This is a genomic window from Bacillus sp. FH (genome assembly GCF_052216825.1).
GTDB classification, from domain to species: domain Bacteria; phylum Bacillota; class Bacilli; order Bacillales; family Bacillaceae_G; genus Bacillus_A; species Bacillus_A paranthracis.
Genome location: NZ_JBQOUU010000005.1, coordinates 60,374 through 85,819 on the forward strand (window position 1 = coordinate 60,374; position 25,446 = coordinate 85,819).

The 25,446-nt window shown below is 36.9% G+C and carries 22 protein-coding genes; 8 read left to right on the top strand and 14 right to left on the bottom strand.

Going from position 1 to position 25,446, the window contains the following annotated elements:
• Nucleotides 1-282: 282 nt before the first annotated feature.
• The 10 genes from inhA2 to ACTT1L_RS14475 form a co-directional block, all read right to left on the bottom strand.
• The gene (gene inhA2 / locus ACTT1L_RS14430) at nucleotides 283-2,682 is read right to left on the bottom strand and encodes a M6 family metalloprotease immune inhibitor InhA2 (protein WP_442821975.1); all 2,400 of its coding nucleotides are present in this window, start codon (nucleotides 2,680-2,682) and stop codon (nucleotides 283-285) included.
• A 475-nt stretch (nucleotides 2,683-3,157) separates the two neighbouring features.
• The gene (gene fsa, locus ACTT1L_RS14435) at nucleotides 3,158-3,805 is read right to left on the bottom strand and encodes a fructose-6-phosphate aldolase (RefSeq protein WP_000667661.1); all 648 of its coding nucleotides are present in this window, start codon (nucleotides 3,803-3,805) and stop codon (nucleotides 3,158-3,160) included.
• Between the two features lie 34 nt (nucleotides 3,806-3,839).
• The gene (gene rbsB / locus ACTT1L_RS14440) at nucleotides 3,840-4,766 is read right to left on the bottom strand and encodes a ribose ABC transporter substrate-binding protein RbsB (protein ID WP_000758978.1); all 927 of its coding nucleotides are present in this window, start codon (nucleotides 4,764-4,766) and stop codon (nucleotides 3,840-3,842) included.
• A gap of 14 nt (nucleotides 4,767-4,780) precedes the next feature.
• Nucleotides 4,781-5,716 (bottom strand): ABC transporter permease subunit, encoded by a 936-nt coding sequence (locus tag ACTT1L_RS14445; protein WP_229143110.1) that lies wholly within the window; start codon nucleotides 5,714-5,716, stop codon nucleotides 4,781-4,783.
• A gap of 2 nt (nucleotides 5,717-5,718) precedes the next feature.
• Nucleotides 5,719-7,203, bottom strand: coding sequence for a ribose ABC transporter ATP-binding protein RbsA (gene rbsA, locus ACTT1L_RS14450; RefSeq protein WP_442821976.1), 1,485 nt, complete (start codon nucleotides 7,201-7,203; stop codon nucleotides 5,719-5,721).
• 18 nt (nucleotides 7,204-7,221) lie between these two features.
• Nucleotides 7,222-7,617: a D-ribose pyranase gene (gene rbsD, locus ACTT1L_RS14455; protein ID WP_000716155.1), complete on the bottom strand. Its 396-nt coding sequence runs from the start codon at nucleotides 7,615-7,617 to the stop codon at nucleotides 7,222-7,224.
• On the bottom strand, nucleotides 7,614-8,510 hold the full coding sequence (rbsK, locus tag ACTT1L_RS14460) for a ribokinase (RefSeq protein WP_071742047.1): 897 nt from the start codon (nucleotides 8,508-8,510) through the stop codon (nucleotides 7,614-7,616). The genes rbsD and rbsK overlap by 4 nt, the downstream gene beginning before the upstream one ends.
• Before the next feature lie 13 nt (nucleotides 8,511-8,523).
• Entirely contained in the window at nucleotides 8,524-9,495 is a 972-nt protein-coding gene (rbsR, locus tag ACTT1L_RS14465) for a ribose operon transcriptional repressor RbsR (protein WP_000104044.1), read from the bottom strand.
• Nucleotides 9,496-9,632: 137 nt separating this feature from the next.
• A complete protein-coding gene (locus ACTT1L_RS14470) occupies nucleotides 9,633-11,246 on the bottom strand; it encodes an MDR family MFS transporter (protein WP_000437635.1) in 1,614 nt (537 codons plus the stop codon).
• Between the two features lie 19 nt (nucleotides 11,247-11,265).
• Nucleotides 11,266-11,724, bottom strand: coding sequence for a MarR family winged helix-turn-helix transcriptional regulator (locus ACTT1L_RS14475; protein ID WP_001132356.1), 459 nt, complete (start codon nucleotides 11,722-11,724; stop codon nucleotides 11,266-11,268).
• 271 nt (nucleotides 11,725-11,995) lie between these two features.
• On the opposite strand from ACTT1L_RS14475, the gene glpT reads away from it, so the two are divergent.
• The 6 genes from glpT (at nucleotide 11,996) to opp4A (ending at nucleotide 19,263) form a co-directional block, all read left to right on the top strand.
• Nucleotides 11,996-13,345 (top strand): glycerol-3-phosphate transporter, encoded by a 1,350-nt coding sequence (glpT, locus tag ACTT1L_RS14480; protein WP_000466370.1) that lies wholly within the window; start codon nucleotides 11,996-11,998, stop codon nucleotides 13,343-13,345.
• 282 nt (nucleotides 13,346-13,627) lie between these two features.
• Nucleotides 13,628-14,647, top strand: a complete 1,020-nt coding sequence (locus ACTT1L_RS14485; protein ID WP_074544143.1) for an ABC transporter ATP-binding protein — start codon at nucleotides 13,628-13,630, stop codon at nucleotides 14,645-14,647.
• Nucleotides 14,634-15,560, top strand: coding sequence for an ABC transporter ATP-binding protein (locus tag ACTT1L_RS14490; RefSeq protein WP_001196379.1), 927 nt, complete (start codon nucleotides 14,634-14,636; stop codon nucleotides 15,558-15,560). Before ACTT1L_RS14485 ends, ACTT1L_RS14490 begins: the two co-directional genes overlap by 14 nt.
• 14 nt (nucleotides 15,561-15,574) lie before the next feature.
• Nucleotides 15,575-16,543 carry an oligopeptide ABC transporter permease gene (gene opp4B, locus ACTT1L_RS14495; RefSeq protein WP_000265445.1) on the top strand — a complete coding sequence of 323 codons (969 nt, stop codon included), beginning with the start codon at nucleotides 15,575-15,577 and terminating at the stop codon, nucleotides 16,541-16,543.
• An 18-nt stretch (nucleotides 16,544-16,561) separates the two neighbouring features.
• Nucleotides 16,562-17,467 (top strand): ABC transporter permease, encoded by a 906-nt coding sequence (locus ACTT1L_RS14500; RefSeq protein WP_000880733.1) that lies wholly within the window; start codon nucleotides 16,562-16,564, stop codon nucleotides 17,465-17,467.
• Between the two features lie 14 nt (nucleotides 17,468-17,481).
• Complete coding sequence (gene opp4A / locus ACTT1L_RS14505; protein WP_001039726.1) at nucleotides 17,482-19,263, top strand: oligopeptide ABC transporter substrate-binding protein; 1,782 nt, start codon at nucleotides 17,482-17,484, stop codon at nucleotides 19,261-19,263.
• Between the two features lie 104 nt (nucleotides 19,264-19,367).
• On the opposite strand, the gene ACTT1L_RS14510 is transcribed toward opp4A, so the two are convergent.
• The 4 genes from ACTT1L_RS14510 to ACTT1L_RS14525 form a co-directional block, all read right to left on the bottom strand.
• A complete protein-coding gene (locus ACTT1L_RS14510) occupies nucleotides 19,368-19,493 on the bottom strand; it encodes a DUF4027 family protein (protein ID WP_000738298.1) in 126 nt (41 codons plus the stop codon).
• Between the two features lie 208 nt (nucleotides 19,494-19,701).
• The gene (locus tag ACTT1L_RS14515) at nucleotides 19,702-20,124 is read right to left on the bottom strand and encodes a universal stress protein (protein WP_048558052.1); all 423 of its coding nucleotides are present in this window, start codon (nucleotides 20,122-20,124) and stop codon (nucleotides 19,702-19,704) included.
• Nucleotides 20,125-20,189: 65 nt separating this feature from the next.
• A complete protein-coding gene (locus ACTT1L_RS14520) occupies nucleotides 20,190-21,641 on the bottom strand; it encodes a SulP family inorganic anion transporter (RefSeq protein ID WP_074544144.1) in 1,452 nt (483 codons plus the stop codon).
• A gap of 301 nt (nucleotides 21,642-21,942) precedes the next feature.
• A complete protein-coding gene (locus ACTT1L_RS14525; RefSeq protein ID WP_000738891.1) occupies nucleotides 21,943-23,190 on the bottom strand; it encodes a cell wall-binding repeat-containing protein in 1,248 nt (415 codons plus the stop codon).
• Nucleotides 23,191-23,363: 173 nt separating this feature from the next.
• On the opposite strand from ACTT1L_RS14525, the gene ACTT1L_RS14530 reads away from it, so the two are divergent.
• A complete protein-coding gene (locus ACTT1L_RS14530) occupies nucleotides 23,364-24,041 on the top strand; it encodes a response regulator transcription factor (RefSeq protein ID WP_044791354.1) in 678 nt (225 codons plus the stop codon).
• Between the two features lie 11 nt (nucleotides 24,042-24,052).
• A complete protein-coding gene (locus ACTT1L_RS14535; RefSeq protein WP_000822577.1) occupies nucleotides 24,053-25,444 on the top strand; it encodes a sensor histidine kinase in 1,392 nt (463 codons plus the stop codon).
• Nucleotides 25,445-25,446: the final 2 nt, after the last annotated feature.

The window sequence follows — 25,446 nt, forward strand, 5'->3', positions numbered from 1 at the left end:
TCCAAGTAGCGCTCTTTTATTGCCGAATATATTACTTTTGTGTATAGCCAAGTAACAATGTAAATAAATTAAACTGTAATGGCAATACTACAGTTCTTCTTTTACAAAAAAAGTGTATCAATACCAACGATACTTCGACAATTTCCTCGGAAATATTTCCTTTCCCTACATAATTTGATACACTACATATAAACAGACACTTGTATTACATCAGCTAAAATAATAACTTACTGTACAATTTAAAAAGCACACTCTCCATATGAAGAATGTGCTTTTCTGTTATTAACGTTTAATCCAAACAGCGCCTGCTGATTTATCATCTGCCTGTCCAACAACTTGGAATTTAAGTCCAAGATTCGGAACTTTTCTTCCTGCGTCTGCAATTTGGTTGTTACTATATACTTTTGAATCATCAAAAGTTGTAACGCCTTGTAATCCAGAATAGTTAAACTGTCCACGTGTGAATGAATTTACACTCCATGCTGGTGTTTGATCAAATGAAAATGCAGCGTCTGCAATTTGCATACCTGTATTACCGTAAGTTGGTTTTCCGTTTAAATTGCCAACAAGTGCCTCTGGATGCGAATCTACAACACCAAGGAACCCTTCACCTGGATGCACCCCAACCCAGTTATCTTTAAAGCTATCATCTGCATACCAAACGACAAGACCTGTATTATACACTGGACCTTTTCCGGCTTTTAATCCATTATCTGATCCCGCATAGTTTCTCCACTCTAAGTAGTAATAATGAGCTTTTTTCTCTGTTCCATCAGAAACAACGAATCCATTTAACTGCATTTTTGATGTTCCTTCTGCATCATCAGAAAACACTACTTGTCCATCAACTGTTACATTTACATTATCCATCGCGAAACCTTTATACGTTACTGCTGGATCTGTAATATAATCGAATTGCAGTTTTACCTTTTTCCCTTTAAATTGACTTAAATCGTATGACTTATCAATCCATTTCCCATCTGTTGTATCTTTATCTCCTTGGACTACTTTTTCTCCAAGTCTATCAATTAATGTTTTCGTTCCATCTTCTGTTACTGCATGCACTTCAACAAAATCGCACTCTGCTTCTAACTCATAATTTGCTTTATAATCAAACTTTGCATTTGTTCCTTTTGTTAAATCAAAGAACGGTGTTTCTAATGTTGTATGCATATCATCGCCTCTTGTACTATAATATGCATGCTTTCCAAACTCCGGTTTAATTGTTTCAACACTTTTGCCTGGTAAGTTAACACGTACAACACCTGGACGATTTGATTTCGTAACACTTTGATCAATATATGTAGGAACTCCTACACCACGCTTAATTTTATCGTAATCTACTTCTAAAATTTTTGCCCAGTTGCCACCCATATTCTTTTGTAAGAAATCTTTATTTTGTGGTGAAAAACTAGTTGGCTCTGTTCCTGCAATTTTCCCTGTCCAACTTCCCCCACTCATTAATGACCAAGCTTCGACAGGTGAACCGGTTCCAGTATATTTCGTATCATATTCATCTGGTAAGCCAAGGTCATGTCCAAATTCATGCGCAAATACACCTACTGCTCCATCTTCTGGTTCAATTGTGTAATCATGTGCTGCTACTTTTCCACCAAAGTAATCTACCTTTGATTTTGTTCCTTCAATTGCTACTGGATCTACTGCTAATTTTGAACGATGTGACCAAATGGCATCATCGCCTAATTTACCTCCACCAGCTTCTTGACCAACACCAGCATGGATTACCATTAAATGATCAATTACACCGTCAGGCTCATTTTGATTCCCGTCACCATTTGTATCATATCTATCAAACTGATCAAATTGAGATAAATCTAATCCTTTCTCAGCAGCTGCATGTAAAGCTTCTTTCACTAAATCACGTGCACCTTTCGGACCTTTATTATCGTGACCACTGCTACCATCAGCTCCATAATCAGATGCTTTTCCTGGAACTGTTAGCCACTCCGTTACATATCCATCTGTCGTATAACTACCGCCAGACTGCTCTTCGTAATATTGTTTAAATGTTTTTACTTTCGAACCATCAAATAACGTATATGGTTCATTACCAAATAACATCTTTTGATAATGCTCTCTACTAAAGTCATTCGAATACATATACCCTGGTGTTTGATCAATATTATTATGTTTATAATCACTAAATTCAACAAGTAACACTAATACCTTATCCGTTCGAACAGATCCCTTATACGGCGCTTGCTTTGCTTTAGATGTTGGAACTTGCCCATTCAATTGTTTTTTATTTGGTTCAGGCTTTTGCTCAGGGCTAACGTTTTTTTCAGGTTTCTTTACCTTTTCCTTTTCTTCCATTTTTTTCTCTTTTACTTTTTTCACGAAATCAGATGCCTCTTTAGCAGTATCAGCTGGAAGAATTTCTTTATTTGCCTGGTCCCCTTGTTTCTTTTCAATATATTTCTCTACAGCCTTTTTCGTCTCTTCTTTAGAAGATGCTGGATTAATTTCTCCTCTTTCTTTCAGAGCTTCCGCTAGACGATCTTCTTGAATTAAATTGTAATCAATTGGTGTTGTAGACACATTTTCTTTCTCTTTTGCTGGCGTTTCTGCGTATGCTAATGGAGCACTCATTACAGATGTGCATCCGATAATTGCCGCAATTGCTAATGACGATAACACTTTAAATGGCGCTTTTCTTCTCATTTCATTTCTCTCCTTTTATAAAACTTAAAATTCAGATAAAGTGGGATAAATAAGTGCATTTAAATCAAAAGCTCTACTTTCTGACCTCCCTATATAAAGTGAAACTTTAATCAGTGGGGAGTTTGTTCATCCCCACTGATTATTAGTTGAACCAATCGGGCATTTACGGGCAGTTGATTTCCCACCTAACTTCTTTGCCCCAGCTGAATTTTGAGGTGGGAGTCTTACTGACCGTTAATGCGGGATAAAAAGGCATAATTCTATAAACATTAAGCTTTCTGTTATAGAATCATGCCCTCCAGTTTTCTGGTCAGACTCTCTATCTGTCTATATCAAAATATGAAAAATAAAGAGTGATTTGTATATATTAAATAGTTTATATAACAAATTTAAAAGACAATATGCAAAATTGCATGAAAATTCTTTTAAATAAAAAAGAATCCTAGTCAATTAAACTAGGATTCTTGATTTTCTATTATTTCTCTTGTGTTTTTTCCCAATCAGCTAAGAATTTCTCAATTCCTTGATCTGTTAATGGATGCTTCACTAATGAAGCAATTACGTTTGCTGGGATTGTTGCAATATGTGCACCGTTTAATGCTGCGTCAGTTACGTGAACACTGTGACGTACAGATGCTGCGATAATTTCTGTTTCAATACCATGAATTGCAAAGATTTCTGCGATTTGGCGAATTAAGTCCATACCGTTATGACCGATATCGTCTAAGCGACCTAAGAATGGTGAAACGTATGTTGCACCAGCACGAGCTGCAAGTAATGCTTGAACTGCTGAGAATACTAATGTAACGTTTGTACGAATTCCTAAGTCAGAGAATGCTTTTACTGCTTTTAAACCTTCTGTTGTCATCGGAACCTTTACAACAACGTTTGGAGCAATTTTCGCTAATTCTTTTCCTTCTTCGATCATTTTATCAGCTTCTAAGCTAATTACTTCTGCACTTACAGGTCCTTCTACAACGTTGCAAATTTCACGAATACGCTCGTGAAAATCTACGCCTTCTTTTGCTACAAGTGATGGATTTGTCGTTACTCCAGCTAATACGCCTAATGCATTTGCCTCTTTAATTTCGTTAATGTTTGCTGTATCAATAAAGAATTTCATTTGTTATTCTTCCTTCCTAATTTTCATTTTATATTTATTTATTTTTCTTAATAAGCTCTAATTCAATCGGAATAGATTTGTCCACTTTTTTACCTTGCGTGATCTCTTTTGCTGTTTGCATCGCCTTCTCTCCGATTAATTCCGGTTTTTGAGCAACTGTTGCAGCCATACGCCCATCTTGAACCGCTTTTACAGCATCTTCAGTTGCATCAAATCCAACAACGACTACATCTGTTTTTCCAGCAGACTTCAATGCTTCAAGTGCCCCTAATGCCATTTCGTCGTTATGGGCAAACACCGCTTTAATGTCGCTATTCGCTTGCAAAATGTTTTCCATAACAGATAATCCTTTTGCTCTATCAAAATCAGCCGCTTGTTTGGCAACTACTTTTAAAGACTTATCCGCTACGTTATGGAATCCTTTCCCGCGCTCGCGAGCAGCAGAAGAGCCAGGGATTCCTTCTAATTCAGCAACGTTTGCTCCTTCGCCAACTAATTCACGAATGTAATCACTAGCCATTTGACCACCTTCAATGTTATTAGAGGCAATGTGAGAAACAACTTTACCTGAATTTGCAACGCGGTCTACTGTAATAACAGGAACATTCGCTGCATTTGCTGCACTTACTGCTGAAGCAACAGCATCTGAATCAGTTGGATTAATAACAACTACATCGACACCTTTTTGAATTAAATCTTCAACATCATTTGTTTGCTTTGCTGCATCATTTTGTGCATCAACAGCAATCAATTCGATGCCACTATCTTTCGCTTTCTTTTCTGCACCTTTTTTCAAAGTTACAAAGAAGGGATTATTTAAAGTTGAAACAGAGAATCCAACTTTAATAGTTTTATTTCGACCTTTATCGCTAGAATCCTTTGCCCATTCTGGTGGTTCCATTGAACAACCAGCAGTAATGACCATAATACATGCAACGAGTATAAGTAACCATTTCTTCATGAACTGTCCCTCCATTACGCTTCTTTTCGGCGATCAATTAATACAGCTAGTAAGATTACAAGTCCTTTTACAACTTGTTGGAAGAAAGAAGATACACCTAATAAATTTAAACCGTTATTTAGTACACCGATAATAAGTACACCGATGAATGTACCAACAATCCATCCTCTTCCCCCAGAAAGACTAGTTCCACCTAATACAACTGCTGCAATTGCATCCAATTCGTAAGAAGAACCTGCAGTCGGCTGTGCAGAATCTAATCGTGATGTTAAGACAATACCTGCAAGCGCTGCCAAAATTCCGGAAAGACCGTAAATCATTACTTTAATTCTCGTAACATTAATACCTGATAATGCTGCTGCTTCTTCATTTCCACCAATTGCAAATGTACGGCGACCAAATGTCGTTTTCTTCAAAATGAAGTACAGCACTGCGAAAGCGATCATCATTGTAACAGCTGGTACTGGAATACCAAGAAAATAACCGCGGCCAAACATTTGGAACATTAAATGATCACCAAGACCAGTGATCGGACGTCCGTCCATATAAACAAGCGTCAACCCGCGAAAAATAGTCATTGTTGCTAAAGTCGCAATAAATGGAGCTACTTTTCCCTTCGCTATGATGATACCGTTTACAATTCCCATTACAAGACCAGCTAATAATCCAACTGCCATCGCAAGGAACGGGTCCATGCCACTTGCCATCATTCCAGCAACAAGTGCACTTGATAATGCTAAAATAGAACCTACCGATAAGTCAATACCCCCTGTTAAAATTACAAAGGTCATTCCGAATGCAATAAGCGCATTAATCGATACTTGACGCAGTATATTAAATAAATTTGGAATTTCAATAAACGCTGGATTTAAAGCCGTAATTACTACAATAATTAGCGCTAGTCCAATTAAAGACCCAAGTTGTTGTAATACATTCCCCTTCTTAGCCATCCTTACTCTCCCCCTGTAGCTAGTGCCATAATAGACTCTTGTGATGCCTCACCTTTCTCTAAAATGCCGCCGACTTTTCCTTCATGAATAACAAGAACGCGATCACTCATCCCTAAAACTTCTGGAAGCTCAGATGATACCATAATAACGGCATCTCCTTCTTCGGTAAGCTTATTCATAATAGAGTAAATTTCTTTTTTTGCTCCAACATCAACACCCCTTGTTGGCTCATCTAAAATGAGTAACTGCGGGTGGATACCTAGCCATTTTGCAATTACAACCTTTTGCTGATTTCCACCAGAAAGAGATTTTACCGCTTGCTCTCCACTAGATGCTTTCACATTAAGAAGCTTCATCATGTCCGCCGTAAACTGTTGTTCTAGTTCGTTACTTACGACACTCCCCTTTGAAAGACTTTCTAAATTCGTTAAAGCCAAATTTTCCCGAATTGAGAAATCTAACACTAATCCTTCAGATTTTCTATCCTCTGTAATGAAAGCGATTCTTTGTCTAATCGCATCTATCGGACTATCAATCTTTACTTCTTGTCCATTTATAAAAATTTGGCCAGAATCTAAAGGTTCGTATCCAAATATCGCTTTCATAATATCTGTACGGCCAGCTCCCATCAAACCAGCAACACCAAGGATTTCACCTTTTCTCACCTGAAACGATACATTTTCAAACTTCCCTTTTTTCGTTCCATTACGCATCTCAAAAATCACATCGCCAATTTGACTATTTCGTTCTGGGTAACGTTCACCAATGCTGCGCCCCACCATCATACTCACTACTTCATCAAATGATGTTTCTGGAATTAATCTCTTTCCCACGTATTCTCCATCACGCAAAATCGTAATAGCATCACATATTGAGAAAATCTCTTCCATACGATGCGAAATGTACACGAATGAAACACCTTCTTTACGTAACTTATTGATTACTGTAAAGAGCGTTTCGATTTCACGATCCGTCAGTGCCGCAGTAGGCTCATCCATAATAATAACGCTTGCATTTGTCATTAGTGCTTTCGCAATTTCGATAATTTGCTGTTGTCCAACCGATAACTCTCCTGCCAACATAGCTCCTTTTACATGTAATCCTAACTCTGCTAGTTGCTGCTGCGCAATCGCGTTCATTTGGCGCGTACGTAAAATACCTGTCTTCCCATACATTAACTCTTTACCGAGAAACATATTTTCAGCTACTGTTAAATTCGGTAATATGTTCAATTCTTGATGTATAAATGCAATACCGTACTCTTCAGCTTCTTTCGCATTTTTAAAAGTTCGTTCTTGTCCATCAATCGTGATCGTTCCACCATCTCTTTTGTATACACCTGTTAAAATCTTCATGAGCGTTGATTTACCCGCTCCATTTTCCCCCATCAATGCATGGACTTCTCCTGTTTCAATCATAAACTGTGCATTCTTCAAAACAGGATTGCCATTGAACGCCTTTGAAATATTTTTCATTTCAATACGCATTCCCATCACTTCCCTTTATTAAAAAATCACGCCTGCATGTAAAATTACATTGGCATAAGGCGTAGCCTCGCCTGTACGAATAATGGCCTTCGCTTTCTTTGTATGCTCCTTAAATTGTTCATGAGATACATATTCAAACGCTGGCTCTACTAATTTCAGCTCAATCTCTTTATTTATTTCCGCATTATTGTTAATAACCTCTTCTGCTAACGTCACTTTTTCAATTGCCATATCATCAGCTACCACTTGCAATACATCTAAAAAGCTAGGTTTTCCTATTTCAACAGCTAAATCAATTCTTTTTACTCCGTCAGGAATTGGTAAACCGCAATCAGCAATTACAATCGTATCCGTATGCCCAAGTGAAGCAAGGATTGATGCAATCTCACTATTTAATACGCCGTGCTTCTTCATCCGACAATCACCTGCACTTCACGTACTTTATCTCTCGTTGGCATACCGCCTTGCGCCCCAAGTTTCGTTACAGAAAGACCACCAGCAATATTCGCAAAACGAATTGCTTTTTGAAGTATTTCTCCTTCAGAAAGCGCAACTGCTAATGCACCATTAAATGTATCACCAGCTCCAGTCGTATCTACTACATCAACAGCAATGCTAGGAACATGTACAATCTCTGTACCATTATGGAAACGTACACCGTTAGAACCTTCTGTCATCAATAGTTTGTTTGGATATTTAGCCAGTAACTCTTCAATTGGTGATGTGAAATCATCTAATACGATGCGACACTCATGTTCATTTGGCGTAATATAAGTTGCCTTTTCTAAAATATCTTCTGATAACACTTGTGCTGGCGCTGGGTTTAACATAACCGGGATTTTGTGTTCCTCACAAATAGCTAATACATATTTTACTGTTTCAAGCGGAATCTCTAGTTGAAGCACAACCATATCAGCTTTTATAAGAAGATCTTTTGAACGATTTACAACTGACTCATTGACAAGAGCATTCGCTCCTTGCACGACAACAATACTGTTATCCTCTTCTGCTAAAACGATATGAGCAATTCCTGTCGCCGCATCTGTAACCGGTACCACATAGTCGATAAAAACGCGTTCGTTCTCTAAATTTTTTCTAACTACAGTTCCATAATTATCGTCTCCTACCGCTCCAACCATCGCTACATTTGCGCCTAATCTAGCTGCAGCAACCGCCTGGTTAGCTCCTTTCCCTCCTGGAATTGTATGAAATGCTTCACCAATTACTGTTTCCCCTGCTTTCGGACGCTTTTTTGAAACGGCCACTAAGTCCATTGAAATACTACCTACTACTGCAATATTTGGCATCTATTTCATCTCCTTACTTCGTTGTATTTCGTTCTATAATTTCAATCGGTAAACGATAATGTTTCTCTTCTAATACGTTTCCTTCCATCTGCTCTAACAGCAGTTCTGTTGCAATTTTCCCCATTTCATAAATTGGCTGTGCAACAGTTGTAATAGATGGATACATCATCTCTGTTAAAGAAATTCCATCGAATCCGATAATTTGTAAATCATCCGGAATAGAGATCCCCTTTTGAAGCGCAGCCTTTACGATACCTATTGCAATTAAATCATTCCCAGCAACAATTCCATCAATATGCGGGTATTGTTCTAATAGTTCCACCGCTACACGCTCACTATTAGCTGGATCAAATGTACTCTCTGCAATCATATAAGAAAGATTATTTTGCGTAATAACGTCTACAAAGCCTTCAAAACGTTCATTTGCTGTGCTTACGTCACGCGGTCCACGAATATGTGCAATATGTTTACAGCCCTTATCTATTAATAACTTTGTCGCTACCTGACTTCCCGCATAGTTATCTGCATACACAGCAGGTATACGCTCATTAAACATACGGTCAATTGCAACGACTGGTACTGACAAGTTCATGTAATTCACACTATTTTGTGGATTTGTCGCTACAATAAATCCATCTACATTATTTTGCCTAAGTACATCAATATATTGCTTTTCTTTCTCTAAACTTTCATCAGAGTTACAAAGTACAACTGTATACCCTTGCTTATGCGCTACATCTTCTACGGCACGTGCAACTTCTGGAAAGAATGGATTCACGATATTTGGAACAACTAAGCCAATTAAACGAGATTTTTTATTATACAGTGAACGCGCTACTGTACTAGGCTTATAGTCTAGCATCTCAATCGCTCGTTCTACTTTCTTTAAAGTATCTTCATGAACATATCCATTTTTATTTAACACTCTGGAAACGGTCGCAACAGATACTCCCGCTAATTTTGCAACGTCTTTAATCGTACTCATTTTCTTTCCTCTCCATTTCATGTAACCGTTTACAGAAAATAATATAACGTATTTCTAGAAATACGTCAATCATTTCTCACGAAAAAGCTTTTAAGGTTATACTCAAAAAAGCACCGCCATAAGGCGATGCTTTTTCATTACGAATAGGATACAGTTTGTTCTTTTTCCTCTGTAGCTGGCTCTTCAGCATCTTTTTTACGATCTGACAGTTTAATCTTCTGTAAGAAAATCGTAAAGATAGCGCCTACTACGATAAATACTAATCCTGTTAAGAATACAGTATGAAGTGAGTCTACTAAAGAGTTTTTCAAAATTGGTACAATGCTATTAGCGAATGCTTCTGGCATTTGTTTTAATGCCTCTGGACTAAATAACATTGAATATAAGCCTTGCGGATCTGTATGAATCATATCTTTAAATTTCGTTACCATTTGTCCCGCTTCTTTTGGGAATGTATCTAATACAGGTACTAAATTTTTTGTTAACGTTGTACCTGAAGTGTTATTCATGATTGATCCTAAAATTGTAATACCAAATGTTCCACCGATTTGACGGAAGAACTGACTTGATGATGTTACGACACCAAGATCTTTTTTCGGGAAGCTTTCTTGTAACGCTAATGTTAATGTCGGCATTACAAGACCCATTCCTAAACCGATAACCATCATATAAGAAGTAGCAGTCAATTTAGTTGTGTGCATATCCATCGTTGTTAATAACCAGAACCCTCCAGCCATTATAAGCATTCCTGTAATAATTTGTGGTTTTACACCAACTTTTAATACAAGTTGCCCGCCAATAATACTCATTACAATCATAGTAATCATCATTGGCGTCATAATTGTTCCTGATTCAGCAGCACTGACTCCTACAATTCCTTGCATGAAGAATGGTACGAACATAATCGCACCGAACATTCCAATACTCATAAAGAATCCAATCGCATTTAGTAATGTAAATGTACGATTTTTAAAGAAATGCATCGGTAAAATGGGTTCTTCTGCTTTCGTTTCAACGATAACAAAGCTAACAATACCAATTAGAGCTAATGCAAATAACCCGATAATTTGCCAAGAATCCCATGCATAATCTTTCCCGCCAAACGTTAACGCAAGTAATAAACTTACAACACCGAGAATCATCGTAAAGATTCCAGCGATATCAATTTTAATTGGTCCTGTTTGTTTATGTGATTTTAATCCCATTGCAATAAAGATTGTTGCTAAAATACCAACTGGTAAGTTGATATAGAATACCCATCTCCAGTTCACTGCGTCTACAATCCAACCACCCACTTGTGGCCCAATTACAGAAGCAAGACCGTATAACGCACCAAAAATACCTTGCCATTTCGCACGTTCTTTCCCCGTGAACATATCTCCGATAATAATCATAGCCATTGGCATCATAATACCGCCACCAAGACCTTGAATACCACGGAAAATAATTAATTCTGTCATACCATTTGCCATACCACATAATGCTGAGCCAACCATAAAGATAACTAGCCCTGTTATATATACGTTACGACGGCCAAGTAAATCCGCTAATTTACCTGCGATTGGTACAACTGTCGTTGATGTTAACATATAAGCTGTTGTTAACCACGTCATTAAGCTTAATCCGCCTAGTTCACCGACGATACGCGGCATTGCTGTACCAACGATTGTTCCATCTAAGGCAGCAAATAGCATCGCAATGATTAAACCGATTAACAACAACTTTCTATTTATATTTTCTTGTTGCTCCATGTAATCTCCTCAATTCCTCTTAGTTATTCTCTTTTTTCTCTTGTGTCCCGCAAATAATTGTTTCTAACTTCTCAAAGAGGCGTAACAAATCTTCTCTTTCTTGTAATTCTAAATGTGAGAAATATTTTGCAATGTGCTCATTACGAGCGGTCATTGCCTCTTCTACTCTAGCTTTCCCCTTTTTGGTTAACTCAATGACGACAACACGACGGTCCTCTTTGTCGTGATAACGCTCTACAAGCTCTTGGTCAATTAAGCGATCGATCATCACTGTAATTGCACTAGGCTTTACATACATCTTTTTTGCTAATTTTGTCGCCCTTGAAGCTCCATAATGATCTAAAATCTTTAAAATATAAAACTGCGGTGGTGTAAGTCCTGTTGCTTGCATTTGTTCTAATAACTCCGTCTGCATTTTCTTTCCAATTGAAAAGGCAAGAGCTTGAATTTTATCGATATGCATCATATCATTTGGCATGTTATCCACCTCTTATTTAAACAATAAAATATTTAATGTATTTAAATATTAATCCGACGAATAAAATCCGTCAACGTTTTTATTTATAAAAACGTTTACATTTTTGTCACAAAGTTGTATAATTTTCGACGAAGTTAATATTGACAGTCACGGAGAATCGGAGTACACGGCTATGAATCATAAAAAAGGAAACTTTTTTATATTTCATGGCCTTTTTATATTCTCTCTGACTTACGACACTTCGAATTAATTTGGGGAGGATTTTCATTTTATGTTTTTTACACAATTTTTTAAACCTGCGCCCCACGCGGAACGCTTACCAGCTGACCGCGTTGATAGTGAATACCGTAAACTACGTTTACAAGTATTTTTAGGTATCTTCATCGGCTATGCAGGTTATTACTTTGTTCGAAAAAACTTTTCACTAGCAATGCCATACTTAATTGAACAAGGCTTTAGTAAAGGGGAACTTGGGGTTATCCTTTCAGCAGTTTCTATCGCTTACGGATTAAGTAAATTTCTTATGGGTATCGTATCCGATCGTTGTAATCCTCGCTACTTTTTAGCAGCTGGGCTATTTTTATCAGGTATCATTAATATTATTTTCGGCTCATTTTCTTTCATTACAACGAGCATTATACTTATGTTTGTACTTCAATTTTTAAACGGATGGGTGCAAGGTATGGGATGGCCTCCTTGTGGGCGTACGATGGTTCACTGGTTCTCTATTAGTGAACGTGGTACAAAAATGTCTATTTGGAACGTCGCTCATAATGTCGGCGGCGCACTTATGCCTTCTCTTGTAACATTAGGCCTATATTTCTTTGCAAATGACTGGAAGAGTATATTTTACTTCCCAGGTATTCTTTCAATTTTAGTTGGTATTTATGTATTAATTACGATGAGAGATACACCTCAATCTTGCGGATTACCTTCTATTGAAGAACATACTGGAGAATATCCACCAGATGAGAAAGTACAAGATCGCGAACGCGAACTTTCGGTAAAAGAAATTTTATTTAAATACGTATTAAACAATAAATTTTTATGGTACATCGCTATTGCGAACGTTTTTGTTTATTTCGTACGTTACGGTGTTGTAGACTGGGCTCCTACTTATTTAGTAGAAGAAAAAAGCTTTACTCATAGTAGTTCACGTACAGCCTATGCTCTATATGAATGGGCTGGTATTCCAGGTACACTTCTTTGCGGCTGGATGAGTGATAAACTATTTAAAGGACGCCGTGCACCTGCTGGTATTTTATTTATGGTTGGTGTATTTATCGCCGTTCTTGTGTACTGGCTAAACCCTCCTGGTAACCCAATGGTTGATAGTATCGCACTTGTTGCAATTGGATTTTTAATTTACGGACCTGTTATGTTAATTGGTCTACACGCTCTTGACTTAGCACCAAAGAAAGCGGCTGGAACTGCAGCTGGATTAACTGGCTTCTTCGGTTACTTAGGCGGAGCAGCTTTCGCTAGTGCCGCTATGGGCTTTATCGTCGATGCATTCGGATGGGATGGCGGATTCATCTTATTACTTGTATCTTGTGTACTTGCAATGTTCTTCCTTGCTCTTACTTTAAAGACAGGATCTCCAAAACAAAAGCAAGCTTAAGCACTAATATTATTCTTATCAAAAAAAGAGAGACTGTTCTTTCCAGAACGTCTCTCTTTTTCTACATATAATACTTTTTTCTTACAAAAGATTTATTTCCCTCTCTTATACATGTTAGCGTTTTCAAAGCGCTTCAACTACTTATATACATGCATCCAATCTCTATATAAAAAGATTTTTGAATATTTTCTCAACTTATGCTTGTCAAACATTGTCAATTTATATTAAAATAACAACAACATACAAAATATTTAGTCTTTTCAGAAAGATGGAGGGATAGCCATGAAGAATCCACTTCTTCGCATTGAAAACTTACAGACTTCCTTTCGCATACAAGATCAATATCATGCCGCAGTTGATGATGTTTCGTTAACTGTCCATGAAAATGAAATTGTCGCGATAGTTGGTGAATCAGGTTGCGGAAAAAGTGCACTTGCCCTTTCCATTATGCGACTGCATAATGAAGCAAATACAAAATTACAAGGGCAGCTTAACTATAGAGATAAGGATTTACTAACGATGTCAGCCGCAGAGATGAATAAAGTACGCGGATCAAACATCGGTATGATTTTCCAAGAACCTCTTACAGCACTCGATCCTCTTATGACAGTTGGAAAACAAATCGAAGAAAATTTAGACTACCACACAAGCCTTTCAAAAGTTGGAAAGAAAGAACGCACCTTAGAACTACTTCATCAAGTTGGTATTCCAAAACCAGAACTTACATATAAACAATACCCACACGAATTATCTGGCGGAATGAGACAAAGAATTGTTATCGCAATTGCAATTGCTTGTAACCCAGCACTTATTATTGCAGATGAGCCAACAACGGCTCTTGACGTAACCATCCAAGCACAAATTTTAGACTTACTAAAATCTATTCAAGAACAAACGAAAATGGGCATTATTTTAATTACTCACGATTTAAGTGTTGTCGCAGAAACAGCCGATCGTATCGTCGTTATGTACGCTGGACAAGTTGTAGAAACAGGAAAAGTTGAAGAGATTTTTAACAACCCTCTTCACCCATATACTCGTTCTCTATTAAACTCCATTCCATCTGCGTATGCTGAAAAAGAAAAATTGCATGTAATTCAAGGGGTGGTTCCTTCGTTAGCGAAGATGCCTCGCACAGGTTGCCGCTTCCAAGCTCGAATTCCATGGATTAGACCTGATCAGCACGAGGAAAATCCAATTTTACATGAAGTAAAACCAGACCACTGGGTGCGTTGTACTTGCTACAAACATTTTAACTTCCAAGATAAGAAAGGAGATGACGTAACTCATGGCACTGCTTAAAGTAGAAGATTTAAAAGTACACTTTCCAATTAAAGGTGGTGTTTTCGGTCGTACATTAGATTACGTTCGTGCTGTTGATGGCGTAAGCTTCGAACTACAACCTGGCGAAACGTACGGAATCGTTGGGGAATCTGGGAGCGGCAAATCAACAACTGGAAAAGCAATTATGCACTTAACAAAAGCAACAGGCGGTAGCATTCATTTTAATAATAGAGATTTAACAAAATTAAGTCGCTCAGAACTAAGAGAACAGCGAAAAGATATTCAGATGATTTTTCAAGATCCTTATTCATCCTTAAACCCGAAGAAACGTGTTATGGATATTATCGCTGAACCACTTCGGAATTTTGAGAAACTCTCACCTGATGAAGAGCGTAGAGCTGTTCAAGATTATCTTGATAAAGTTGGCTTAAATCCAGAGTCTATTTATAAATACCCACATGAATTTTCCGGTGGACAAAGACAGCGGATTGGTATTGCACGCGCACTTACACTAAAACCGAAGCTTATTATCGCAGATGAACCTGTATCTGCACTTGACGTGTCAGTACAAGCGCAAGTTTTAAACTTCTTACAAGATTTACAATCCGAACTCGGACTAACATACTTATTTATTAGTCATGATTTAGGTGTAATTCGCCATATGTGTGACCGTATAGGTGTTATGTATCGCGGACGCATTGTGGAAGAAGCAACTAGTGCTGAAATTTATAATAATCCACAGCACATCTATACGAAGCGCCTAATATCAGCTATTCCTGACATTCGTCCAGAAAACCGCGAACAACAGCGTAAATTGCGCCGTGAAGTAAGCGCCGAGTACGAAAAATCATACGAAAATTATTTCAATGAAAATGGACGTGCTTACGATTTAAAACCAATCTCGCCAACTCACCGGGTGGCATTACCATAAGGGAGTGATAAAACATGTGGAAATTTATATTACGCCGGATTTTAGTTATGATACCGCAATTATTCGTATTAAGCGTACTCGTCTTTACACTTGCTAAAGCAATGCCAGGTGACGCATTAAGTGGCGCTGAACTAGCAAACCCAAAAGCCGATCCAAAAGTAATTGAAGAACAACGTGAGAAACTTGGGTTAAATGATCCTATTCCCACACAATATGTAAGGTGGATTTCAAATGCCGTACAAGGAGATTTCGGTATTTCTTACGCACATAAAATACAAGTAACAGATATTATTGGGGAACGCCTTGGTAATACAGTGCTGTTAGCTCTTCTAATTCTTATTCTTACTTATTTAATCGCCATTCCACTTGGCGTTATAAGTGGGCGTTGGAATGATACGTGGGCTGACCGACTCATTACACTCTATAACTTTTTAGGATTTGGTACACCCCTATTTATTTTCGGATTAGTAATGTTATTCTTATTCGGCTTTTTATACCCGATCTTCCCTACAAGTGGTAGCGTTGATCCACAAGTGGCAGCCGGATCATTTGATTACTATTTAAGTAAATTAAATCATATGATTTTACCAGCTTTATCTGGGGCATTAATTGGCACTGTAGGAACTGTACAATATTTACGAAGTGAAATTATTGATACGAAACATAAAGATTTTGTACGCACAGTAAAAGCAAAAGGTGTACCAGAATCTAAAGTATATTCCAGACATATTTTACGAAATTCATTTTTACCAATTGCAGCATTTTTAGGATATGAAATTACAGGTTTAGTTGGTGGCTCTATTATTCTAGAAAATATTTTCGGCTACCCAGGAATTGGACAACTATTTTTCCAATCTATCACTCAACGTGATTTCAGTGTCGTAACTGCTCTTGTATTATTTACTGGATTCGCAACGCTACTCGGGACTCTTCTTTCCGATATTATTCTAAGCATCGTTGATCCACGTATTCGTATTGATTAATGGAGGTGAAGAAACGTTATGTTAGCAAATCCTGAAAAACAAACTGAGGTCATTCATTACGAAAAGAGCCCTTCTGGTTTCTCCATTATGTGGCGAGAATTTCGTAAAGATAAACTAGCAATGTTTTCCCTATTCTTTTTAGCTTTAATATTAATAGCCGTTTATACAACTTCATTTATTATGAAACAAGAAGATATCGTTCGAGTCGATCTGTTCGCCATTTATGATCCTCCTTCTGCTGAACATTGGCTAGGAACTGATTATGGAGGCCGTGATATTTTCGGACAATTAATTATTGGTACACGTAATTCCTTTACAGTTGGTTTAGCCATCACTCTTTTATCAACTCTTATCGGTCTTACAATGGGACTAATTGCTGGCTATTTTGGAGGAGTTGTCGATAACATCATCATGCGTTTTATCGACTTTATGATGATTTTACCATTCTTAATGATTGTTATCGTATTTATCTCACTCGTTCCAACTTTCAATATTACTACATTTATTCTCATAATGACCGCTTTCTTATGGGTCGGAAAAGCAAGACTTATACGCTCTAAAGTATTAACTGAGAAAGAACTTGATTACGTATCTGCATCTAAAACGTTAGGAACACCAAATTGGAAGATTATCTTCCAGCAAATATTACCTAATTTGAGCTCTATTATTATCGTAAATATTACATTAAATCTTGCTGGTAACATCGGGATTGAATCTAGTTTGACTTACTTAGGCTTCGGTCTACCAGAAAGCACACCGAGTCTTGGTACACTTGTAAGTTATGCAACAAACCCAGATGTATTGCAAGAAAAATGGTGGATTTGGTTACCCGCATCAATCATGATTTTAGTGTTGATGCTGTGTATAAATTTTATTGGTCAAGCGTTAAAACGTGCGGCTGATGCGAGACAAAGAAAAGGTTAAGGGGTGGAGAAGTTATGAACAAACCAAAACTGTACAAAGTATTAAGTACACTTGCTGCTTCAACATTATTACTGTCTGCATGTGGGGGTGCTGATAGCGGTAGCAAAAAAGCAAATACGAAAAAAGTAGAAACAAATAAATTTAGTGCTGCTGTAAAAAATGATGGTAAAGAAATTAAAGACGGATCATTAACTTATGGACTCGTTTCAAATTCACCTTTCGCTGGTGTTTTAAGTAGGGTATTGTATGAAGTTGCTCCAGATTCAGAAATTATGGATTTCTTTGATGAACAATTATTAGCTACAGATAAAAACTGGGAAATTACAAATGATGGTGCTGCAACTTATACAATTTCTGAAGATAAAAAAACAATTACAATTAAGATTAAAGATAATGTAAAATGGCACGATGGTAACCCTTTAACAGCTGAGGATTTAGAATATTCTTACTTAATTATTGGGAATAGCAAATATACAGGTATTCGTTACGATACACAAATGCAAATGATTGAAGGTATGGAAGAATATCACGCTGGAAAAGCTGACAAAATTTCTGGTATTAAAGTAGTCGATCCAAAAACAATTTCTATTACTTATAAAGAAGTAAACCCTTCACTGAAAACTGGTATTTGGACATATCCTACACCAAAAAAATATTTAGGTGATGTACCAATTGAAAAACTAGCTGAATCAGATAAAATCCGTCAAAATCCAATTGGATTCGGACCATTTAAGGTGAAGAAAATCGTCCCTGGTGAATCAGTTGAGTATGAGCGCTTCGATGATTATTGGGGTGGCAAACCTAAACTAAAAAATATAACGCTAAAGGTTGTAAATCCATCTATTGTTAGTGCATCTCTGAAAAAAGGTGATATCGATATTGCAGCAATTACTGCTGATCAATATCCGAACGTAAGTAAATTAAAAAACACACAACTAATTGGTAAAACTGACCTTGCTTACACTTATATCGGATTTAAGTTCGGACATATGGACAAAGCAAAGAATGAAGCTGTAATGGATAACGATAAGTTCAAAGACGTTCGTTTACGTCAAGCGATGGCGTATGCAATTGATAGAGAAAAATTAGGAGAAAAAGTATATCACGGACTTCGTGTTCCAGCTAACTCTCCAATTCCACCATCTATGCCAAAGTATCATAATAACAATGTTGGCGCATATAACTTAGATGTAAATAAAGCGAAAAAACTATTAGATGAAGCTGGCTATAAAGATAAAAATGGTGACGGATTCCGCGAGGATCCAAAAGGTAATGAATTTAAAATTAACTTCCTAGCTAGTAACGGTAGTGAAACAAGTGAACCACTGGCTAAATTCTATATTCAATCTTGGAAAGATATCGGCTTAAAAGTAGAACTTGTTGACGGACGCTTACATGAATTTAATGCTATGCGTGATATGATTAAAAAAGATGATCCGAAAGTTGATATTTTCTCTGGTGCTTGGAACACTGGCTCTGACCCTGACCTTTCTGGCCTATGGGGCAAAAATGCTGGATTTAACTATCAGCGCTGGGTAAATGATGAAAATACGAAGTTATTAGACGCAGGATTATCAGAAAAAGCTACTGATGAAAAATATCGTAAAGAAGTATACGATAAATGGCAAAAATTAATTCATGACGAAGCACCGATGATTCCAATTCATTACACATTTGATTTAACAGGTGTTAATAAGCGCGTAAAAAATTATGATGTCAACACTGAAGTGAATCAAATAACTTCACATTGGAAAGACGTTACTGTAACAAGTGAAAAGCCAGAAGTAGAAAAATAATCATAAAAATAGCTCCTAGCATCTACATACATGCCAGGAGCTATTTTTTATTTACAACCTTTTTAGTGCTATTAATAACAACCAATTCCTTCCCTACTCTAAGATTAAAAGATTTGATGAATTATCTTTATTACAACAGCTAACGTAACAGATGCAGCAAATCCCCCTAAACAAATAAGACCAACACCTTGGCTATATGATAAATTTTGAAGTGCTTTCATCTTTTTCATCCTCCCTATCTCCCCTTCGTTATTTTTATTTTACCAATGGAATAAATTTCATAACATCGATTTTTCTGACAAAAAACTTACAAATTTGTAAGTTAATATTTTCTAAAACTTATGTATCTATTATGTCCACACTCGCCCCTTTTATACGTCAAAAAAGACCTCGAATTATATCAAGGTCTTGCTTACACTACAAAATATTTCACTCAATTTATTTAATAATCATCACCGGACATTTCACACGCTTTGCTATTTTATGACTGACACTACCAAGCACCATTTCTTGCAATGTATTTAACCCTCTACTCCCAGCAATAACAAGATCTATATCTCCTGTATTCACATATTGAACAATCGTATCTCCTGGATCGCCATGTAATATCGTAATTTTATAAGAAATGTTCTCTTTCTTTAATAACCCTTCAATCTCTTTCAATTTATCTTTTCGACTAGCCGATATTGTTTCTAAATCCGTTTGACCTTGTATAATATCTGATTTTGCTGTTCTATTATCTACTACGTACACAACTTCAACATTTGCTTCTTCGCTACATTTCGCAATATATGTTGCATGTTCCGCCGCTCGAAGTGCATGTTCAGAACCGTCACATGCTAATATAATTTGTTTATACATATGCTGAATCCCCTTTTCGTTATCCTACTCGTATTATATAATAAAGCCCCCTAAAAAGGAGGCTTCTAACTAGCAATTCTTTTATTATAAGTAGCTAAATTTTTAACAAGTTTTGCACTACGTTCATTTAATCCCGTTATACTTACTTTCACGCCACTTTGTTCATACTTCATGATAACTTTATCAATTGATGCCACTGCTGAATCATCCCATACGTGTGCGTGAGAAAAATTCAACTCAATTTCTTTTACATCTTCCTCAAATGAAAAATTATTTATGAACTCTGCCGTAGATGCAAAGAAAAGTTGACCGTGAATTTCGTATATTTTCTTATTTTCAATATATAAATGTTTCACGTGAATCTTTGCCATATTGAATGCAAATAAAACCGCACTAATTACTGTTCCGATAATTACACCTAATGCTAAATTATGTGTAATTAAGACAACCACAACTGTTACGATCATAACAAATGCATTCCCTTTTGGTACTTTATGAATCGTTGTTACAGAGTTCCAATCAAATGTTCCGATTGAAACCATAATCATAACCGCAACTAAAGCTGCCATCGGAATATGCACGACATAGTCACCTAAAACGAATAGTAATACGATTAAAAATCCGCCCGCTACAAACGTCGATAAACGACCGCGCCCACCTGATTTAATATTAATAACAGATTGTCCAATCATTGCACATCCTGCCATTCCTCCGAAGAAACCAGCAACAATGTTTGCAATACCTTGCCCACGTGCTTCTTTATGTTTATTACTTTCCGTATGCGTCATATCATCTAAAACTGAAGCTGTTAATAAAGACTCTAGTAAACCGATAATTGCAAGCATAACTGCGTACGGTAAAATAATCCCTAATGCCTCAAGTGTAAAAGGCACGTCTGGAATACTAAAGAACGGTAATTCTTTCGGCAAACTTCCCATATCCCCTACTGTTTTTAACTGTAATCCGCTCATAATTGCAATACTTGTCACAATAATAATGGAAATAAGTGTAGACGGTACAGCCGTCGTAATACGTGGAAATACATATATAATTACAAGTCCTAATGCGACAAGCGCGTACATTTGCCAAGTTGCATTTTTAAAATGTGGCAATTGTGCTGTAAAAACTAAAATTCCAAGTGAATTTAAAAAACCACTCATAACAGATTTCGGAACAAACTTCATAAATGAGCTCAGTTTGAACACGCCAAAAATAATTTGAACAATACCTGTTAATATTGTTGTAGCAAATAAATATTGCAAACCATGATCTTTAACAAGCGTTACCATTAACAATGCCATTGCACCTGTTGCAGCTGAAATCATTCCAGTTCGTCCACCAACAAATGAAATGGTAACGGCAATACAAAAGGCTGCGTACAACCCAACGGTCGGATCCACGCCTGCAATAACAGAGAAAGCAATTGCTTCAGGGATTAACGCTAAAGCAACAACTATTCCTGATAGCACATCCCCTTTCACGTTGGAGAACCAATCATTTTTTATCGTCTGAAACAAAATACCACTCCTCTACTCTTTTACCCCGCTATTTGCCGGGCAGTAAGACCCTACCTCAAAATTCAGCGACAACAAAGAAGTGAGGTGGGGATCAACTGCCCATAAAAGCTCGATTGGTGAAGGCTAATAATCATTGGGAGATGAACAACCACTGATTAAAGTTTCACTTTATCATTCGATTTTCTCCATAAGAAAATCTAGCCGACTGCACGAAGGCTATTATATAACGAGTAGAGGATTTTGCGCTATGTAAAAGTTTCCTAAAAAAGACGCTACCTTCATAGCGTCTTCTCTCATTTCATTAATGTCCACCGTGCCCTTGACCACTTTCCTGAACAATTTCTAACCTCTCATCTAGTATTCCTTGCGTTTCAAATGAAATATTTTCAGTATTCCCTAATAAGAATCCATGATTGTACGGGCCAAGTGTTGGGTCATCTTTAAACTTCGGTTGAATAGTAGCAAGGAAATCATACACTGGTTGTGAAGCTTTTCCTTCCTCTAATAAGATAACGGGGGCATGTTTACCCATATGTGAAAATGGTGCTCCTGCAACTGCTAAGTCTGGTGTTTTGCTTGAAACAAATGATACACCGTGACCTGGTTTTGTGAACCCCCATCCAAATTTTGTTTTTTCATCTTTAAACTTTGCAAATGCAATAGAATTCTCTACTGGAGTCTCTCCACTAATACGCGTTACTTTCCCGTATTTGCTTAACTCTTTTTCTACTTCTTTTGAAATGATTTTTTCTGGTCCTAGTACATATATATTTGCTTTATCTTTTCGCGTCTTTAATGCCTCTATCGTCGCTTCTGGCACTTTATTCTTTTCTGTATAAAGTAGTGGTTCTGGCATATGAGAAATCCAGTTTACAGCTGGTGTTGTATATAAACGCCCTTCCTCTTCGGATGAGCCGATAATAACACTATTCGGATAACTACCTGTTATATCGGCATATTCTTTATCCACATCTTTAGCAAATGTAGCTGGATCCGTTTCTTTTATTTGCTTTACTTTATACTCTTTTAATTGCTCAAGGATAGATGCATCGACATCCCCCATCACCATAATTTGTGTTCCATCTTTCGTTCCGAGCGGATTTAATCGTTTTATTTCTTTTAATGTCATTTCGGGTACCTTTTCTTTTTCTATAAATAGAATCGGTCCGTTATTCGGATGATGAATAAGGTCTGCACTTGCAATACCTAATTGCCAGTCTTTTACTGGTACTAAAATAACAGCGCCTGGCTGATTCTCTTTATGTGTTGCTGGCCATATCGTCTGCGAAGTTAATACTGCCATTTGAAGAGGATCATTTGTGTTTAATCTCGTTACATTTTTTAAACTTATCGTTAATAAATCATTTGATGCCCCTTTGTTCATTTCTTTCGGCGCAGTTACCTCCTGATTCATTTTCATTTCCTTCTGCTCTGTTTTCTTCGCTTCTTTAGATTCATGATTTTTATGATCTGCATTTGTTTGTCCACACGCCGCAAGACCAACTGCTGTAATTATTGTTATCCCAAAAACTCGGGTCATTTTTTTCACTATACCGCCTCCGTATAAATCATTTTCGAGCCAATATCATTACCTAAAATGGAATTTCAACTTTACAATAACAAGCAATTCTGAAGAAATTATGCAGACGCATTACAATCTGCACCATTTCTTCATGATTTTGCATTACAATTTAAGTAAAGATTACATATGGAGGGCTCTCTATGATTGATATACTGCTCGTAGACGATGAACCGAGAATGCTTGAATTATTAACGCTTTATCTTACTCCAATTGGATATAACTGCATATGTGCACGATCCGGAGAAGAAGCGATTTCACATATAGAAAATCAAAACTTTAAATTTATTTTACTGGATATTATGATGCCAAAGATGGACGGATGGGAAACGTGTAAAAAAATCCGCTCATTTAGTAACGTTCCTATCATTATGGTAACAGCTCGTGATCAAACGGTAGATGTCGTCCAAGGATTAAAAATCGGAGCAGATGATTACGTAACGAAACCTTTCCATGAAGAAGAGCTTTTCGCGAGAATTGAAGCTGTTTTAAGGCGAACGAATCAACGGACGCAAATCCAATATCACGGCATTTTATGGGATGAGGCAAAGCATTTCGTTTCTGTCTATAACGAAGAACTTCTTCTTACACCAATTGAATTCTCTTTACTCGGATTATTTTTACGTCATGTGAACTACGTATTAAGCCGCGATCAGCTCATTGAACGAATTTGGGGATTAAATACAAATACAGAAGATAGAACTGTCGATTCACATATTCGTAATTTGCGTGATAAATTACGAAAAGTAAATTTCCCTATTGATGATCATTTAAAAACTGTGTACGGAGTTGGCTATCGATGGGTTGATACTTTAGATTAAGGAGCAAAGCAATGAAGCGAATTTCTATTCAGCTCGGATTTTATTTTTTGATTGTTACACTTTTAATCGAAAGTGTTCTATTTGTCTCGCTTTATTATAGTCTTGTCAACAATAGAGTAAATGAAGAAATGACAGCTTTATTAAAGCGCGGAAATAGTCACAGAGATGTCCTTGAAAAGTATTTTGATAAGCAAACAATCTCTCATGTTGCACTAATGGAATCCGAAGCCGAAACCACTGTTGTTATTACAAATGCAAATAAGGAAGTACTAGCTAAATCCAATGAAATAAATACTACTATAAAAAAGCATATTGAAAAGATGCAAACACGGACAGATCATGACGGAGCAATTATAGAGAATCACTGGAAAACATCTAATTATATATGTACGGTTAGTCCCATCATAGTAGCTGGAAAACATGAGGGGTATGTGTATATGTTTCTTGGGACAGAATCCATTGAAAAGTTGGTGAATGGATTAACAAAACAATTCATTATCGCTGGTGCCATCACGTTTCTACTCACAGTCATTACCATTTTTCTTTTATCTCGGTTATTAACAAAACCATTGTTACACATGAAACATGCCACTGAAAAAATGAGTAAAGGAGATTTATCAGTTTCATTAACGACTACTCGAAATGATGAAATTGGTGAACTAGCATCATCTATTCAAACACTCGCAAATGATTTACATTATATGAAAACAGAGCGAAGTGAATTTCTGGCAAGTGTTGCTCATGAATTACGAACACCATTAACATACGTAAGAGGTTATGCTGACATTGCTTCAAAAGAAGCAACATCTCCTGAGCAACGTTTGCGGTATTTATCTATTATAAAAGATGAGTCTGATTACATCACAAACTTAGTTCAAGATTTGTTCTCCCTTGCACAAATGGAACAACATAACTTTTCTATTCAAGTAAAGGAAGTGCATTTACACACCTTCCTTACGCGTATATGTGAAAAAGTAAACGCCATGTATAAAGAAAGGTACATTACAGTTTCTTTCTCTTGTCCTCCTACACTGCTAGTAAACTTAGATGAACAACGATTCGAACAAGTTGTGGTGAATATTTTAAATAACGCTTATAGACATTCAAAAGAGCATTCTCATATAAACATTTCTGTTACAGAAGAACATAAAAGTATTTCCATTGCAATTGAAGATGAAGGCGAAGGTATTCCGCTTGAAGACCTCCCTCACATTTTCGACCGCTTTTATCGAGTTGATAAAGCGAGATCACGAGCTACAGGCGGAACTGGTTTAGGATTATCTATCGTGAAAGAAATTGTAGAGCTGCACGGTGGGAATATTACTGTAACGAGCGAAGTTGATCACGGATCTTGCTTTATTATTTCATTGCCATCTATACAAAAACACGACTACCATCAGTAGTC

What these genes read in the sequence shown, in the direction of transcription:
- glpT (WP_000466370.1), top strand. Translation starts at nt 11,996, where the DNA reads ATGTTTTTTACACAATTTTTTAAACCTGCGCCCCACGCGGAACGCTTA.
- ACTT1L_RS14485 (WP_074544143.1), top strand. Translation starts at nt 13,628, where the DNA reads ATGAAGAATCCACTTCTTCGCATTGAAAACTTACAGACTTCCTTTCGC.
- ACTT1L_RS14475 (WP_001132356.1), bottom strand. Translation starts at nt 11,724, where the DNA reads ATGCCAAATGATATGATGCATATCGATAAAATTCAAGCTCTTGCCTTT.
- ACTT1L_RS14530 (WP_044791354.1), top strand. Translation starts at nt 23,364, where the DNA reads ATGATTGATATACTGCTCGTAGACGATGAACCGAGAATGCTTGAATTA.
- ACTT1L_RS14445 (WP_229143110.1), bottom strand. Translation starts at nt 5,716, where the DNA reads ATGGCTAAGAAGGGGAATGTATTACAACAACTTGGGTCTTTAATTGGA.
- opp4B (WP_000265445.1), top strand. Translation starts at nt 15,575, where the DNA reads ATGTGGAAATTTATATTACGCCGGATTTTAGTTATGATACCGCAATTA.
- ACTT1L_RS14470 (WP_000437635.1), bottom strand. Translation starts at nt 11,246, where the DNA reads ATGGAGCAACAAGAAAATATAAATAGAAAGTTGTTGTTAATCGGTTTA.
- opp4A (WP_001039726.1), top strand. Translation starts at nt 17,482, where the DNA reads ATGAACAAACCAAAACTGTACAAAGTATTAAGTACACTTGCTGCTTCA.
- ACTT1L_RS14515 (WP_048558052.1), bottom strand. Translation starts at nt 20,124, where the DNA reads ATGTATAAACAAATTATATTAGCATGTGACGGTTCTGAACATGCACTT.
- ACTT1L_RS14510 (WP_000738298.1), bottom strand. Translation starts at nt 19,493, where the DNA reads ATGAAAAAGATGAAAGCACTTCAAAATTTATCATATAGCCAAGGTGTT.
- rbsK (WP_071742047.1), bottom strand. Translation starts at nt 8,510, where the DNA reads ATGCCAAATATTGCAGTAGTAGGTAGTATTTCAATGGACTTAGTGGCC.
- ACTT1L_RS14535 (WP_000822577.1), top strand. Translation starts at nt 24,053, where the DNA reads ATGAAGCGAATTTCTATTCAGCTCGGATTTTATTTTTTGATTGTTACA.
- rbsD (WP_000716155.1), bottom strand. Translation starts at nt 7,617, where the DNA reads ATGAAGAAGCACGGCGTATTAAATAGTGAGATTGCATCAATCCTTGCT.
- ACTT1L_RS14490 (WP_001196379.1), top strand. Translation starts at nt 14,634, where the DNA reads ATGGCACTGCTTAAAGTAGAAGATTTAAAAGTACACTTTCCAATTAAA.
- ACTT1L_RS14500 (WP_000880733.1), top strand. Translation starts at nt 16,562, where the DNA reads ATGTTAGCAAATCCTGAAAAACAAACTGAGGTCATTCATTACGAAAAG.
- rbsB (WP_000758978.1), bottom strand. Translation starts at nt 4,766, where the DNA reads ATGAAGAAATGGTTACTTATACTCGTTGCATGTATTATGGTCATTACT.
- rbsR (WP_000104044.1), bottom strand. Translation starts at nt 9,495, where the DNA reads ATGAGTACGATTAAAGACGTTGCAAAATTAGCGGGAGTATCTGTTGCG.
- rbsA (WP_442821976.1), bottom strand. Translation starts at nt 7,203, where the DNA reads ATGCGTATTGAAATGAAAAATATTTCAAAGGCGTTCAATGGCAATCCT.
- inhA2 (WP_442821975.1), bottom strand. Translation starts at nt 2,682, where the DNA reads ATGAGAAGAAAAGCGCCATTTAAAGTGTTATCGTCATTAGCAATTGCG.
- fsa (WP_000667661.1), bottom strand. Translation starts at nt 3,805, where the DNA reads ATGAAATTCTTTATTGATACAGCAAACATTAACGAAATTAAAGAGGCA.